Raw genomic sequence first — 13,696 nt, 5'->3', positions numbered from 1 at the left:
TGGAGAACATCATGGCAGCGTCAAGCCAATCCGGCAGCAGCAGAAAATTCTGGTGGCTCGGCTTGGGCATCGTACTGGTGGTCGCAATCTATACCGGCGGCTGGTTCTACGCCGCTTCACAGCTGAAGGACACGGTGCTGAAGGTTATCGCGCCGCATGACACTGCCGGTGTCAGCGGTGAATGCGCCGATATCGATTTCCGCGGCTATCCTTTCCGCATCGGCCTGTTCTGCTCGAAAGTCGATGTCGACGACAACAAGAACGGCGTGTCGGCGAGCTTCGGCCAGCTGCGCTCCGCCGCACAGGTCTATGCGCCCGGCCATATCGTCTGGGAACTGGATTCGCCTGCCGAAATCCGCACCGCAAACGGCCTGACCCTCTCGGCCCAATGGGCAAACCTGCAATCCAGCCTGATCACCAAGTTCAAGGGCATCGACCGGACGTCGACCGTCATCGAAGGGCTGAAGGCGACCGCGGTTTCCTCCTATAGCGGTCAGACGATCGACGTCGATGCCGCCCGTACGGAAATTCATCTCCGCCAGAATGAAGGCGATCTTGATGGCGCGATCTCGCTGCAGGATGCCAGCACCGTCATCAAGGATTGGCCGCAGGTCTTCCCGAAATTCTCGGCGAGCGCCGACGTGACGCTGGCTGGTAAGGCGGGAATGATCGATGGCAGCGACAAGCAGGGGCTCTACGGCGCCAGTGGCGAGCTGCGCAAGGTCGTGGCCGATATCGGCGACGGCAAGGTCATGACGCTGACCGGCCCCTTCTCCTTCGACGAACAGGGCTTTCTTTCGGGTAAGTTCAAGCTTGAGATCGAGCAGCTCGGCCCGTGGCGCGACAGCATCAAGCAGACTTTCCCGCAGATCGCCAAGACCGTCGATACCGCCGCCAAGCTTCTGAAAGCGTTGGCAGCCGGCAGCGATCGCGTGTCGGTGGATCTGGTGGTCAATCGCGGCGAGGCAACCGTCAGCGGCTTCATCCCGCTCGCCTCCATCCCGCCGATCTAAAGCGTTTTCTGAGAAACGCTCGCGTTTAGCTCTTCTTCGGTTCCTGGCCGTGATGGCGGCCGAAGTCCGGCGCATCGACGTCCTGACCAGCCTGGATGATCGAGCGTCGGATGGCGCGGGTGCGGGTGAAGAGCTCGAAAAGCTTGTCGCCCTCGCCCCAGCGGATCGCCCGCTGCAGATAGGCGAGATCTTCCGAGAAACGCGACAGCATCTCGAGGATCGCATCCTTGTTGTGCAGGCAGACGTCGCGCCACATGGTCGGATCGGATGCCGCAAGACGGGTAAAGTCGCGGAAACCCGAAGCCGAATACTTGATGACCTCGGATTCGGTCACCGCCTCCAGATCGTCGGCAGTGCCGACGATATTGTAGGCGATGATGTGGGGCAGATGCGAAACGATGGCCAGCACCTTGTCGTGGTGCTGCGGATCCATCTCATCGACCCGAGCGCCGAGCGCCTCCCAGAACTGGCGAAGCTTGGCAAGCGCTGCCGGATCGGTACCGGCCACCGGCGTGAAAATGCACCAGCGCTGTTCGAACAGTCCGGCGAAACCAGCATCCGGTCCGGACTTTTCGGTACCAGCCAGCGGGTGGCCCGGAATGAAGTGAACGCCTTCGGGAATATGCGGCTGCATCTGCGCGATAACAGAGGCCTTGGTCGAGCCCACGTCGGTGACAATCGCGCCCGGCATCAGCGTTGCGGCGATTTCCTTGGCGACGCTTCCAGACGCACCGACCGGCACCGAAACGATGACGAGATCCGCACCCTTGACGGCTTCAGCCGCAGACTGGAGATAACGGTCACCGAGACCGAGTTCTTCCGCCCGCTTCAGCGTGTCGGCGCTGCGGGTCGAGATCACCACTTCCTTGGCGATCCCCAGCCGCTTGACGTCGTGAGCAATCGACGAGCCGATGAGGCCGATACCGATAAGCGCGATGCGGTCGAACTGGATGGTCATGCCTTGCGTCCCATAAACTCGCCGAGCGACTCGATAACACCGCGGTTCGCCTCTTCCGGGCCAACGCTCATGCGCAGCGAGTTCGGGAAGCCATAGCCCTTGACCGCACGCAGGACGTAGCCGCGGCTGGTCAGGAACTCATCGGCATCGGCAGCGCGCTTGCCATCGGCATCGGGGAAATGGATGAGAATGAAATTGGTGACCGACGGCGTCACCGTCAGTCCAATTGTCTCAAGGGCACCCTTGAGCTTCTCGATCCACATCAGATTGAAGGCAACAGCCTCCTGCACATGTGCCTGATCGCGAACAGCGGCAGCGCCTGCGGAAATTGCCGGCGCATTCATGTTGAACGGCCCACGGATGCGATTGAGCGCGTCGATGATCTCCGCCGGCGCATACATCCAGCCGACGCGGAGCGCTGCCAGGCCATAGACCTTCGAAAAGGTGCGGGTCATGACGACATTGGCGTTGGACGAGACGATCTCGATACCGGATTCATAGTCGTTGCGGCGGACATATTCGGCATAGGCGGCATCGAGCACCAGCACGGCATCCTTCGGCAGCCCAGCCTGAAGACGGCGGATTTCGCTGACCGGCACATAGGTGCCTGTCGGGTTGCCCGGATTGGCGATGAACACCATCTTCGTCTTCGGCGTCACGGCTGCGAGGATCGCGTCGACATCGACCGCGTGATCCTTCTCCTTCACGGTGACGGGCGTGGCGCCCGCGCCCATGATCTGGATCTTGTAGACCAGGAAGCCGTGCTCGGTGATGATGGCTTCGTCGCCAGCGCCGAGATAGACGTGGCAGAGAAGGCCGAGCAGCTCGTCGGAACCGTTGCCGCACATGATGTTAGCCGGATTCAGACCATGAACCGCAGCGATCGCCTCGCGCAGCTCGTGTGCCTGCCCATCCGGATAGCGCTCCAGATTACCGGCAGCGTTCTTGAAGGCTTCGACCGCCTTCTGGCTGGCGCCGAGCGGCGTCTCATTGGAGGAGAGCTTGTAGACGCGGGCAACGCCCGGCGCATGTTCCTTGCCCGGCACATAGGCTGCGATATCAAGAATACCGGGACGAGGAACGGGCTTGCTCTTCTCAACGCTCATGGGATCAACCTTGGAAAAATGCCGGGAATTCCGGCTTAAATTGCCCTTTGGCAATAAAACGGAAAGCGGCTTTTGTCGAGTGACTTAGCGGTTGCGCGTGGTCGGAACGCCATGCGGCGCAAGAACCGGCACGAAGACGCGGCGCGAGGCGCGCGCTGCCACTGGCAGACCCTGATAGAGACGCTTCTGCGCCTCGACGATGATGACACCGGAGAAGGCCGGCCACAGTGTCCGTCCGATGCGCTCGAAGCCACGCCGCAGGCTCAGTACAGTGCGCAGCTTGGACGGCGGGAAGAACAGCGCCTCGGCGGAAGCTCCGGGCGTGAAATTGGTCTCTCGCAGCAGATGTGTCAGCTGACCACGCGAATAGGGCCGGCCGGAGCCGAAAGGCGTATGCTCCATTCGTGCCCAGACGCCACGCCGGTTCGGCACGACAATCACCAATCGCCCGCCCGGCGCAAGCACCCGCCAGAGCTCCTTCAGCGTCTCCCGCGGGCTTTCGGCAAATTCCAGCGAATGCACCATCAGCACGCGGTCTACGGATGAATCCGGTAGCGGCAACTCCTCGTCGAAGATCAGCGCCGTCGAGGACAGCGAGCCCATCGGCCAGTTCACTGCACCCTGCCCTGCTGGCATGAAGGCGAAGGTGCGCTCAGTATCGGCGCCGAAACGATCGAGAAACGGCACGGCATAGCCGAGACCGACCAATCGCTCCTGCGGCAGCCGCACCCAGAGCGATGACAGCGCCATGGCGATCGACTGCTCGGCCAGGCGGCCAAGCTCGGAATGATAAAACTGGCGTAGATCGACAATATCCGCGTGCATTGCAGTAAATGTTATCAGTGGGCGGTTGGACTTCAAGGCCGGAGCCTCTACATTCCGGACATGTCCGTAGGAAAGAGGCCGTTCAGACTATGAAACCTTTGGAATTAGAAGTTTTTCTCTGCCGCTCCGATAATTTTGGCGTTCTCGTGCATGATCCGGAAACCGGCCTGACGGCAACGATCGACGCGCCGGATGCGGCTGCGGTCGAAGCGGCAGCCAAGCGCCGCGGCTGGACCATCTCCCACATCTTCACCACCCATCACCACACCGACCATGTCGAAGGCAATCTGGCGCTGAAGGAGCAGTTCGGCTGCGAGATCATCGGCCCGGTGAACGAGGCCGTCGCCATCCCGGGCCTCGACAAGACGATGGCCGATGGCGACAGCTTCACCTTCGGCGATCATACGGTCAATGTGATCGAGACCCCCGGCCACACAGCCGGTCACATCTGCTACCACTTCGTGGACGACAAGCTGCTCTTTGCCGCCGATACGCTGTTTGCGCTCGGTTGCGGCCGCCTTTTCGAGCGCCCCGCCGCCGACATGTGGCATTCGCTGCAGAAGCTCGCGGTGCTACCGGATGAGACGGCCATCTATTTCGGCCACGAATATACGCTGTCGAACGCCCGCTTCGCCGTCACCATCGATCCAACAAATGAGCGGCTGAAGGCCCGCGCCGCGGAAATCGAGGCATTGCGCGCCGAGGGACGTTTCACAATCCCGACGACGTTGGCGCTTGAGAAGGAAACCAACCCCTTCCTGCGCGCAGCCGATCCGGCGATCCGCCGCAATCTGCTGATGGAGACGAAGACGAACGAAGAGGTCTTTGCGGAAATCCGCAAGCGCAAGGACAATTTCTGATGTCGCCCGATGAGATTATCGAGGCGCTTTCGATGCAGCCGCATCCGGAAGGCGGCTTCTATGTCCAGACCTTCCGCGACACGAATGGCGGCGAGCGCGGCCATTCGACGGCAATCTACTACCTGCTGAAATCAGGACAACGGTCGCATTGGCATCGCGTCCACGACGCCGCCGAGATCTGGCACTATTACGCCGGAGCACCGCTGGCCCTGCATCGCTCGGAAGATGGCAGCAGCAGCGAAACGTTGAAGCTCGGCATCGACCTGGCAGGCGGCGAGCGCCCGCAGGCGATCATTCCCGCCAACTGGTGGCAATCGGCCGAAACGCTGGGCGATTTCACGCTTGTCGGCTGCACCGTCTCACCCGGCTTCGAATTCTCGAAATTCGAGATGGCACCGCCGGACTGGGCACCGGCCGGCTGACCTACTCGGCTGCCGCAGGCTGTTTCGGCGCGACCTTGCGCCGGAACATTTCCTGCGCCGCCAGCACCGCACCACCGGTCACCAGCAGGCAGGCAAGAGCAATCCGCCAGCTCGGCTCGGCAAAGCCGAACAGCGTCAGAATGAGCGTCGAGAGCAGCGGAGCGGCATAGCTTGCAGCGCCGAGGATCTGGATATCGCCATTCTTGACGCCGTGATCCCAGGCATAGAAGGCGGCCCCCACCGGAAAGAGCCCGAGCCCGGCAACCGCCAGCCATTCGAATGCCGTTTCCGGCCAGACGGTGGTTTCCAATCCGAGATGGCAGACAAGCGACAGAATGGAGGTCGCGATGCAGAAGCCGGTCACCACATCGGTCGACACCGCATCGAAACGCCGCGTCAGCAGCGAATAGCAGGACCAGGTGAAGGCGCAGAGAAGCGCCGCGCCATAGCCGATGGCATAGGCGCCATCGAAATTGATGCCGTTGCGTCCGACGATCAGAAACGTGCCGCAGAGACCGGCAAGGGCACCGGCAATATGATACCAGCGAAGCTTCTCGCCCGGCAGCAGCGCCGAGCCGACGACGATCAGCAGCGGCCACAGATAGGCGATCAGCCCCGCCTCCACCGCCGGAGCGTTCCGGAGCGCCGTGAAATAGAGAAAATGATAGCCGAACAGACCGGCGATGCCGACGATCCAGACCTTCGCCGGCTGCTTCAAGAGCGCCAGCCGCGACGGGTTGAGAACGAGGACGGCGATGCCGGGGATACTGCCGATGGCAAAGCAGATCGCCGACAGCTGGAACGGCGGCATCTTGCCGGATGCAGCCGTGAACAGCGCGAGAAACGACCACATCAGAATGGCCGTGAACCCGATCAAAGTTGCCCGAAGCTTCATCATGTCTCCCGATTGCGGAGACAGGCTCCGTCAGCTGGCGCTGTATTTCACCGCCTTGATCGTCACCGTTCCGTATTGCGTCGGAATGCTGACGTAGACTGGAGCATATACATTTGCCGCATCCGCCTTGGCAAACCAGATTTCCATCCGGCCGCTCTTGCTGAGATAATCGATATCCTTGCGGCCCTTCTTATAGCCCGATCGCGGCACGAAGCGCACGCTGCAGACGGTCGCCTTGCCGGTGAACCCATCCGTCGCAAAATCTTCGGAGCCCTTCGGCGATAGCACCAGATCCATGCGCATCTCGCCGTCATAGATCGGCAGCTTCTGCGAGCAGAGCTTCACGTCAGCAGGAAAGATCAGGCCGGAAATCGGATCGAGAACCGATCGCATGTCGCCCGGCGATACATTGATCCAGTTGCTCGGCGGCTTGCGCTCCGGCTTCACCGTCGTCGAGACGATATTACCGTTGCTGTAGCGAACCTCGTAGGTCCGCGCCCGCTTGCCGCTCTTGTAATAGAGCGAATAGCGCTGCGCCTGCAGCCGATCATCGCGAATGACGCCGTCGACGCTGGTCTTAGCCGAAATCGTCGTCACCAAGTCGGCGAGACCGGCCGAACTGATGTCGCCGGATACTGTGTAGCTCTTGTCATCCTCGATCTGCGTGACGAAGGCCGCCCGCGCGATCGGCAGGACACCGAGGGCGACGCGATATTCCGTGCGGTGGCGGATCTCCTCCGCGCCGGCCGGAATCGCCATCGATGCCACGATTGCAGGGATCAAAATCCGTCTGCCCAGAAGAGCCATGAAGCGAGCCTTGTTTGACGGGCGAACGCCGCCCTGTTACGCGGTCTATACTCTGGCCGCTTGTCGAAGCAAACACGAGCTTTTTGACAGAATTGCGGGAAAGGCCAAGGTTTGGCTTGACGCGGCGAGCCGCTCTGACTATAGAACCGCAACTTTCCAATCATAGCCTTGGATTGCAAGCCCGGTTTTGCCGGTGCGTCGTAATTCGGCGGCTGAGAAAAACAAGAATAGGTGTCAAATGTCTCGCGTGTGCGAATTGACCGGCAAGGCCGTCCTCGTTGGCAACAATGTCAGCCATGCCAACAACAAGACCAAGCGCCGGTTCCTGCCGAACCTGTGCCAGGTTACCCTGATCTCCGACGCTCTCGGCCAGCGTTACCGCCTGCGCGTTTCGGCTCACGCCCTGCGCTCGGTCGAACATCGCGGTGGTCTCGACGCGTTCCTGATCAAGGCAAGCGAAAACGAACTGTCGATGCGCGCTCGTCTGCTGCGCCGCCAGATCGTCAAGAAGACTGCAGAAGCTGCTGCTGCCGCCTAAGCATCGGCGCGCTTTCTTCTCGAAAGTTTCAAAAGGCTTGCACGGTTGAAACCGGACAAGCCTTTTGCTTTGCCGGTATAGTACCGGCCAAAATTTGTTCACTCCAACTGGTGGCATCACCCAGGATAAAAAAATGCTGAAGACACGCTATCTGCTTATCTATGTGGCCCTGATGACGCTCGTCGTCGTCGCCTCAAACTTCCTCGTTCAGTTTCCGCTGAACGCCATGGTCGCCGGCATCAACCTTGCCGACATCCTGACCTGGGGCGCCTTCACCTATCCGATCGCCTTCCTGATCACCGATCTGACGAACCGCCAGTTCGGTCCGCAGACCGCCCGCAAAGTCGTCTTTGCAGGCTTCGTCGTCGGCGTCGGCCTTTCCTTCTACACGGCCGTTCCGCGCATCGCGATCGCCTCGGGTTCGGCCTATCTTGCCGGACAGCTGCTCGACATCGCCGTCTTCAACCGCCTTCGCCGTCAGGCCTGGTGGCGCGCGCCGCTGGTCGGCTCGTTGATCGGCTCGGCGCTGGATACGATCATCTTCTTCTCCTTCGCTTTTGCAGCCTTCTTCGTCTTCTTCGGCGCGAACGAACCCTTCGCGCTGGAATCGGCGCCGATCCTCGGCGTGTTCTCGATGGAAGCGCCGCGCTGGATCTCCTGGGCGCTCGGCGACTTCACCGTGAAGATGCTGGTTGGACTCGTCATGCTGCTGCCCTACGGCGCTCTGATGAACACCCTGCGCCCGATGCAGGCGACAGCCGCTCGCTAAAAGCAAATGAGGCCGTTGGCGCTATGCCGACGGCCCTTTCGTTCTGAGGGCAGGATGGCGCAATACTTCCGCGACGAGGCTATCGACCGGCTCTGAGGAATCGAGCCTGAGCAACGGCGTTGCCCTGCCCTTCAGCCATTCCTCATGCGAAGCGGCGCTTCGCCGCTCCGGCCCTGCCGTATCGTAGCTTTCGGCCCACTCCAGGAATTCCTGGCTCTTCTCTGCCATGTCGCCACCCGGCTTGATCCGCTCGCCGTATCGGGTCTCCTCGCGCCGCCGGATGCGTGCCATACGCAGTACGGGGTCGATCCTGAGGAAGACGATGAGATCGTAGAGCGGCTCGAACTCGGCCGCCCATTTCAACGCCGAACCGGAGAGCACCCAGCCATCGGCGCCTTGGATCGCCTCGCGCAGCATCGCCACCCGCGCCTCGACCGGTCGCTGTGTGGTGAATGGTGGATCGGTCGGCATCCAGAAGAAATGATCGGTATCGAGGTGCCGGATTCCAAGCTTCTCGGCGAGTGCTTGACCGAGCGTAGTGGTGCCGGAGCCTGACGCTCCCATGACATGAATATTCAGCATGGCTCTCTCGATTTGGATGAAGGGAGAGAGCAGATAGCGGAGAGTTGTGACAGTTGTTCGGCGACGCACTCACTCGGCGAGCCGGAACTCCAGCATCACGTTCCGCTGCAGGATGGAATGGTTATCATCCGAAACGAGAATGATATGGGTAGAGCCATCCTCGGCCTGAAAGGAATCGAGCCCTTCCATATTGTCGATCTGATAGCCGAAATCGGCGGTCATCAGCACCTTGCCCGTTGCAACGGCACCAGGCCGGATTTCGGCTGCGGCGATCCGGCGGATGCGCATGCCGATACCATCTGCCATGTTGAACCGCCGCTCCAGAAGCAGCAGATCGCCGTCAGGCAGAAACGCCCCGTCGGTCGGATCGAAATCGCCAGAGCGGCTGACAGTAAACCGACCCTTCAGCGGCCCTTCGAGAATCGCCGCATAGACGTTTCCATCATCATTGAGGCTCTCCTCCGCAACAATGACCGCAGAACCCCTCAGAGCGCTGTCTGCGGGCGCAATGGCCACCGTCTCAAGGCTACGGTTGCCGCGCAGTTCATCGCGCGGGATCAGGATGGGCAGCGTGCCCAAGGCGGGTGAACTCGCGAAACCCTGACGCGGATAGATATCGACCCGATGGTTACCCTCGAAGGAAACGAGTGCCCTGTTCGTGTCGAGCGCCAGGCCTTCGGCATCCATGCGGCCCTTGCCTTCGAAACTGCGCCCGGTCGCGTCCTTCATCGGAGTTATATCGACATCGGCAAGACCGGAAAGACGGCCCTGCGCATCGCGCATCAGCGCCCCGGTCAACCAATGGCCGGTATCGAGCACCCCCGCCACATGCCTGCGATCCGGATCGACCTTGATCGATGACCACGAGCCGAAGATCCGGTGGCTCGAAACCATTTCCAGACCACCGATGAATTCCAGCGGGCCGAACCTGGTTTCGTCTGAACCGATCTTGAAGGTGGTGATGACGCGGCTCTCGATCGGAGCGCGCTCGGCAAGCACGGCAGATGGCAATCCCGCGAGGCAGGCGGCAAGCATGGCCACGCGGGAAAAAGCGGTCATATGGGTCAGCTGGCGCGGCGTGTGCGGCCGCCACGCGGCTGCGCAGCCTGATCCTCGAAGAGCGAGGCCAGCTGTTCCGTCATCGCCCCTGCAAGCTCGTCGGCATCGACGATGGTGACGGCGCGGCGATAGTAGCGCGTGACGTCGTGACCGATACCGATGGCGAGCAGCTCGACCGGCGAACGCGTCTCGATCTGCTCGATGACGGCGCGCAGGTGGCGTTCCAGATAGTTGCCTGGATTGACCGACAGCGTCGAGTCATCGACCGGCGCGCCATCCGAGATCATCATCAGGATCTTGCGCTGCTCGCGCCGTGCGATCAGGCGGTTATGAGCCCACATCAGCGCTTCGCCGTCGATATTTTCCTTGAGCAGCCCCTCGCGCATCATCAGCCCGAGATTGCTTCGGGCGCGGCGCCAGGGAGCGTCGGCGGACTTGTAGATGATATGGCGGAGATCGTTGAGGCGGCCCGGCGTCTGCGGCTTGCCACCGGCCAGCCAGCTCTCGCGCGCCTGCCCACCCTTCCAGGCCTTGGTGGTGAAACCGAGGATCTCGACCTTGACGCCGCAACGCTCCAGCGTACGCGCCAGAATATCGGCGCAGGTGGCGGCAACGGTGATCGGGCGTCCGCGCATCGAGCCGGAATTGTCGATCAGCAGCGTCACGACGGTGTCGCGGAACTGCGTGTCGCGCTCCATCTTGAAGGACAGCGCCTGCATCGGATCGATGATCATGCGCGTCAGGCGCGCCGGATCGAGATAACCTTCTTCCAGGTCGAAATCCCAGGACCGGTTCTGCTGCGCCATCAGGCGGCGCTGCAGACGGTTTGCCAGACGGCCGACGGCACCCTGAAGATGCGCCAGCTGTTTGTCGAGGAAGGCGCGCAGCCGCTCGAGCTCCGTGGCGTCACAGAGTTCTTCGGCAGTGATGATCTCGTCGAATTCCTCGGTAAAGACCCGGTAATCGACCTTCTCGTTGAAATCGGCGAAAGGCGTATTCGGACGGCGGGTCTCGCCCGGCGTCTCGGAATCGTCCTCGCCTTCTTCCATCATGTCGTCGTCGGAGATTTCGGCGCCTTCAGTCTCGCCGTCCTCCATCTGCTCGTCGGCGACTTCGCTGTCTTCGACCGGTGCAGCATCCGAACCGGCGTCTTCATCGACCTCGTCCTGATCCTGCTCGTCGCCGCTCGGCTGGTCGTCCTGATCCGAATCCTCGTCTGTTTCCGGCTCGCTGTCATCGTCGCCATACTCCTCGGCCATTTCCATGGCCGACAGCATGTTACGGATGACCTTGGAAAAAGCCTGCTGGTCGTTGATGACATTGGACAGATTATCGAGCTCGGCGCCGGCCTTGTCCTCGATGAAAGGACGCCAGAGGTCGAGCACCTTACCTGCCGAGGCCGGCGGCTTCTGACCGGTGAGCTTTTCGCGCACCATCATCGCCACGGCTTCACCGATCGGTGCGTCTTCCTGACGCTCGATTCCGTTGAAATTCGCCTTGGCATATTTCTCGTCGGTCATGGAGCGCAGGTTCGCAGCCATGCCTTCCATCCGCAGCGCGCCGATCGATTCGACTCGTGCCTGCTCGACGGCATCGAAGACGGCACGGGCATCGGAACCCTGCGGCGCCATCGTCGTGTGGACCTTCTCGTCGTGGCAGGCAAGACGGAGCGCCATGGAATCGCCGAGACCGCGGGTCACCGCCAGCTCATGCGCCGTCGGCCGCTTGGAAAGCTCGGGCAGCCGGATACGCTCGGCCGTCATTCCCGGACGTTCGTTGGCGAAGGTCACCTCGACCTCGTCGTTGCCGGCGATTGCGCGGACGCAGCCGGTTATCGCGCGCCGCAACGGCTCGATATCGATAGGGCCGTTGGGCTTGGCTTTCGAATTGTCACCACGAGATGCCATGATCGACCGGCCTTAGGCCTCCAGCACGATGTTGGCAGCGCTTTCCTTCAGCTCGACGCCAAAGGCACGCTGGTAATGCTCGGCAACCAGCGCACGTTCAAGCTCGTCGCACTTGTTGAGGAAGGTGACGCGGAAGGCGAAGGCGAGATCACCGAAGATCTCGGCATTTTCGGCCCAGGTGATGACCGTACGCGGGCTCATGACGGTCGACAGGTCGCCGTTCATGAAGGACGCGCGCGTCAGATCGGCAACGCGAACCATCTTCGAGACGGTGTCGCGGCCATCCTTGTCCTTCCCAAAGCTCTTCACCTTGGCAGCGATGATGTTCACTTCATGCTCATGCGGCAGATAGTTCAGCGTCGTGACGATCGACCAGCGGTCCATCTGCGCCTGGTTGATCTGCTGCGTGCCGTGATAAAGGCCGGTCGTATCGCCGAGGCCGACCGTATTGGCGGTCGCGAACAGGCGGAAGGCCGGGTGCGGACGGATGACGCGGCTCTGATCGAGCAGCGTCAGACGGCCGGCCGATTCCAGTACGCGCTGGATGACGAACATCACATCCGGGCGGCCCGCATCGTATTCGTCGAAGACGAGCGCGACATTGTGCTGGTAGGCCCAGGGAAGGATGCCATCCTTGAATTCGGTGACCTGCAGCCCGTCCTTGACGACGATCGCGTCCTTGCCGATCAGGTCGATACGGCTGACATGGCTGTCGAGGTTGATACGCACGCACGGCCAGTTGAGACGCGCGGCGACCTGCTCGATATGCGAGGACTTGCCGGTACCGTGGTAGCCGGAGATCATGACGCGGCGGTTATGCGCAAAGCCTGCAAGAATGGCGAGCGTCGTCTCGCGGTCGAAAAGATAGTCTGGATCGAGATCCGGAACATAGGCGTCGCCCTTGCTGTAGGCGGGAACGCGAATATCGGAATCGATGCCGAAAACGTCTCTGACCGAAACGGTCGTGTCCGGCAGAGCGGGAATATCTAACTCAATCTTGCTCATAACGTCTCCAAGGCGGGCATAGCGCCCGGCCATATCTCTCAGGCCATTTCGCAACCGCGACGCCGCAGTTTTCTACCACGCCGTCCAGGGTGAGAACGTCGGCGATGCTTCTCCGGGACTGAAATGAAACCTCGGCGGGATGATGACCCCGAGCATTCTAGAACAAAGTCCCGGACAAGAAACGCCGCGTCCGGAAGGAAGGCAAAGGCGCCAGAAGCAAAACGCAATAATGCATGCCGCGATTGCCTGCGGCCCTAGCCGATTTGGACCATACCCGATTGAAGACGGAGAGCAAGGACGGGAATTAACAAAAACCGTTCTGCTTCAACAATTGATAGGCCTGGATCACGGCACGGAACCGCTCTTCGGATCCGCGGTCGCCGCCATTGGCGTCAGGGTGGTGCTTTTTCACCAGTTCCTTGTAGCGCGTCTTGATCTCGGCCGACGTCGCATCGGCGGCAAGGCCCATCGTATCGAACGCCTTGGCTTCGAGGCTTTTCAACTTGCGCTGTTCTGGAAAGCGCGGGCCGCTGCCCTTGCTGCCGCTGACGAAGCCGAACGGATCGCGCACCCGGTTATAGGAGCCTGAGCGGACGTCCGATTGCAGCGGGCTGTTCTTGGCGGCCTTGTTGACGCCGACCGTCCAGGTGGGGCGATGACCGGTGATCGCTTCCTTCTGGTAACGGGCGATCTCGCCATCAGACAGGCCGGAGAAGTAGTTATAGCCCTTGTTGTATTCCTTGACGTGCTCGAAGCAGAATAGAAAGAACTGCCCCTCGGCATTGCGGCCGACGGGCGCGCGATGCGCACCTTTCTTGTCACAGCCGTCCCACTGACAGGTCGGGGGAGCCTGTTCGGGTTCCTGCTCGCGTTTGCGGCGGGTGCGGATGCGATCGAAATATTTGGAATCAAGTCTCATGACGGCGCTAATTATGAAGCTGCCGCGGCGC

Annotated in this window: 15 protein-coding genes; 5 read left to right on the top strand and 10 right to left on the bottom strand. The window is 61.2% G+C overall.

Going from position 1 to position 13,696, the window contains the following annotated elements:
• Positions 1-11: 11 nt before the first annotated feature.
• Positions 12-1,013, top strand: coding sequence for a DUF2125 domain-containing protein (locus AC1DV9_RS11680; RefSeq protein ID WP_477947903.1), 1,002 nt, complete (start codon positions 12-14; stop codon positions 1,011-1,013).
• 25 nt (positions 1,014-1,038) lie between these two features.
• Here AC1DV9_RS11680 and AC1DV9_RS11675 read toward each other — a convergent pair whose 3' ends face one another.
• From AC1DV9_RS11675 to AC1DV9_RS11665, 3 genes are all read right to left on the bottom strand, one after another.
• A complete protein-coding gene (locus AC1DV9_RS11675; protein WP_112539043.1) occupies positions 1,039-1,971 on the bottom strand; it encodes a prephenate/arogenate dehydrogenase family protein in 933 nt (310 codons plus the stop codon).
• Positions 1,968-3,077, bottom strand: coding sequence for a histidinol-phosphate transaminase (hisC, locus tag AC1DV9_RS11670; RefSeq protein ID WP_477947901.1), 1,110 nt, complete (start codon positions 3,075-3,077; stop codon positions 1,968-1,970). Before hisC ends, AC1DV9_RS11675 begins: the two co-directional genes overlap by 4 nt.
• Before the next feature lie 84 nt (positions 3,078-3,161).
• Positions 3,162-3,938: a class I SAM-dependent methyltransferase gene (locus tag AC1DV9_RS11665; protein WP_112386139.1), complete on the bottom strand. Its 777-nt coding sequence runs from the start codon at positions 3,936-3,938 to the stop codon at positions 3,162-3,164.
• Between the two features lie 53 nt (positions 3,939-3,991).
• On the opposite strand from AC1DV9_RS11665, the gene gloB reads away from it, so the two are divergent.
• Together gloB and AC1DV9_RS11655 are read left to right on the top strand one after the other, a co-directional pair.
• A complete protein-coding gene (gene gloB, locus AC1DV9_RS11660) occupies positions 3,992-4,762 on the top strand; it encodes a hydroxyacylglutathione hydrolase (RefSeq protein WP_112517699.1) in 771 nt (256 codons plus the stop codon).
• Positions 4,762-5,184 (top strand): cupin domain-containing protein, encoded by a 423-nt coding sequence (locus AC1DV9_RS11655; protein ID WP_112517700.1) that lies wholly within the window; start codon positions 4,762-4,764, stop codon positions 5,182-5,184. Before gloB ends, AC1DV9_RS11655 begins: the two co-directional genes overlap by 1 nt.
• A 1-nt stretch (position 5,185) precedes the next feature.
• Here the strand turns inward: AC1DV9_RS11655 and yddG are convergent, their stop codons facing one another.
• Together yddG and AC1DV9_RS11645 are read right to left on the bottom strand one after the other, a co-directional pair.
• Entirely contained in the window at positions 5,186-6,079 is an 894-nt protein-coding gene (gene yddG / locus AC1DV9_RS11650; RefSeq protein ID WP_112517949.1) for an aromatic amino acid exporter YddG, read from the bottom strand.
• 30 nt (positions 6,080-6,109) lie between these two features.
• Positions 6,110-6,886: a DUF3108 domain-containing protein gene (locus AC1DV9_RS11645; protein ID WP_112386142.1), complete on the bottom strand. Its 777-nt coding sequence runs from the start codon at positions 6,884-6,886 to the stop codon at positions 6,110-6,112.
• Between the two features lie 238 nt (positions 6,887-7,124).
• On the opposite strand from AC1DV9_RS11645, the gene rpmB reads away from it, so the two are divergent.
• Together rpmB and AC1DV9_RS11635 are read left to right on the top strand one after the other, a co-directional pair.
• A complete protein-coding gene (gene rpmB / locus AC1DV9_RS11640; protein WP_112386143.1) occupies positions 7,125-7,424 on the top strand; it encodes a 50S ribosomal protein L28 in 300 nt (99 codons plus the stop codon).
• Between the two features lie 133 nt (positions 7,425-7,557).
• Positions 7,558-8,193: a VUT family protein gene (locus tag AC1DV9_RS11635; protein ID WP_112539047.1), complete on the top strand. Its 636-nt coding sequence runs from the start codon at positions 7,558-7,560 to the stop codon at positions 8,191-8,193.
• Between the two features lie 21 nt (positions 8,194-8,214).
• On the opposite strand, the gene AC1DV9_RS11630 is transcribed toward AC1DV9_RS11635, so the two are convergent.
• The 5 genes from AC1DV9_RS11630 to AC1DV9_RS11610 all read right to left on the bottom strand — a co-directional run bounded on the left by AC1DV9_RS11630 (position 8,215) and on the right by AC1DV9_RS11610 (position 13,665).
• Positions 8,215-8,775: an ATP-binding protein gene (locus AC1DV9_RS11630; protein ID WP_477947899.1), complete on the bottom strand. Its 561-nt coding sequence runs from the start codon at positions 8,773-8,775 to the stop codon at positions 8,215-8,217.
• 69 nt (positions 8,776-8,844) lie between these two features.
• Positions 8,845-9,834, bottom strand: a complete 990-nt coding sequence (locus AC1DV9_RS11625; protein WP_477947897.1) for an esterase-like activity of phytase family protein — start codon at positions 9,832-9,834, stop codon at positions 8,845-8,847.
• A gap of 5 nt (positions 9,835-9,839) precedes the next feature.
• Positions 9,840-11,741 (bottom strand): cobaltochelatase subunit CobT, encoded by a 1,902-nt coding sequence (cobT, locus tag AC1DV9_RS11620; RefSeq protein ID WP_477947896.1) that lies wholly within the window; start codon positions 11,739-11,741, stop codon positions 9,840-9,842.
• 12 nt (positions 11,742-11,753) lie between these two features.
• Positions 11,754-12,746 (bottom strand): cobaltochelatase subunit CobS, encoded by a 993-nt coding sequence (gene cobS / locus AC1DV9_RS11615; RefSeq protein WP_112517950.1) that lies wholly within the window; start codon positions 12,744-12,746, stop codon positions 11,754-11,756.
• A gap of 304 nt (positions 12,747-13,050) precedes the next feature.
• Positions 13,051-13,665 carry a J domain-containing protein gene (locus tag AC1DV9_RS11610; RefSeq protein ID WP_112386147.1) on the bottom strand — a complete coding sequence of 205 codons (615 nt, stop codon included), beginning with the start codon at positions 13,663-13,665 and terminating at the stop codon, positions 13,051-13,053.
• Between the last annotated feature and the right edge of the window lie 31 nt (positions 13,666-13,696).

The sequence above is a fragment of the Rhizobium sp. 01L410 genome, from assembly GCF_056400165.1.
The sequence above is the reverse complement of the archived record's forward strand: the minus strand, read 5'-3'. Positions and strand labels throughout refer to the sequence as shown.

What these genes read in the sequence shown, in the direction of transcription:
- gloB (WP_112517699.1), top strand. Translation starts at nt 3,992, where the DNA reads ATGAAACCTTTGGAATTAGAAGTTTTTCTCTGCCGCTCCGATAATTTT.
- AC1DV9_RS11680 (WP_477947903.1), top strand. Translation starts at nt 12, where the DNA reads ATGGCAGCGTCAAGCCAATCCGGCAGCAGCAGAAAATTCTGGTGGCTC.
- AC1DV9_RS11655 (WP_112517700.1), top strand. Translation starts at nt 4,762, where the DNA reads ATGTCGCCCGATGAGATTATCGAGGCGCTTTCGATGCAGCCGCATCCG.
- AC1DV9_RS11625 (WP_477947897.1), bottom strand. Translation starts at nt 9,834, where the DNA reads ATGACCGCTTTTTCCCGCGTGGCCATGCTTGCCGCCTGCCTCGCGGGA.
- hisC (WP_477947901.1), bottom strand. Translation starts at nt 3,077, where the DNA reads ATGAGCGTTGAGAAGAGCAAGCCCGTTCCTCGTCCCGGTATTCTTGAT.
- AC1DV9_RS11645 (WP_112386142.1), bottom strand. Translation starts at nt 6,886, where the DNA reads ATGGCTCTTCTGGGCAGACGGATTTTGATCCCTGCAATCGTGGCATCG.
- yddG (WP_112517949.1), bottom strand. Translation starts at nt 6,079, where the DNA reads ATGAAGCTTCGGGCAACTTTGATCGGGTTCACGGCCATTCTGATGTGG.
- rpmB (WP_112386143.1), top strand. Translation starts at nt 7,125, where the DNA reads ATGTCTCGCGTGTGCGAATTGACCGGCAAGGCCGTCCTCGTTGGCAAC.
- AC1DV9_RS11635 (WP_112539047.1), top strand. Translation starts at nt 7,558, where the DNA reads ATGCTGAAGACACGCTATCTGCTTATCTATGTGGCCCTGATGACGCTC.
- AC1DV9_RS11630 (WP_477947899.1), bottom strand. Translation starts at nt 8,775, where the DNA reads ATGCTGAATATTCATGTCATGGGAGCGTCAGGCTCCGGCACCACTACG.
- cobT (WP_477947896.1), bottom strand. Translation starts at nt 11,741, where the DNA reads ATGGCATCTCGTGGTGACAATTCGAAAGCCAAGCCCAACGGCCCTATC.
- AC1DV9_RS11675 (WP_112539043.1), bottom strand. Translation starts at nt 1,971, where the DNA reads ATGACCATCCAGTTCGACCGCATCGCGCTTATCGGTATCGGCCTCATC.
- cobS (WP_112517950.1), bottom strand. Translation starts at nt 12,746, where the DNA reads ATGAGCAAGATTGAGTTAGATATTCCCGCTCTGCCGGACACGACCGTT.
- AC1DV9_RS11610 (WP_112386147.1), bottom strand. Translation starts at nt 13,665, where the DNA reads ATGAGACTTGATTCCAAATATTTCGATCGCATCCGCACCCGCCGCAAA.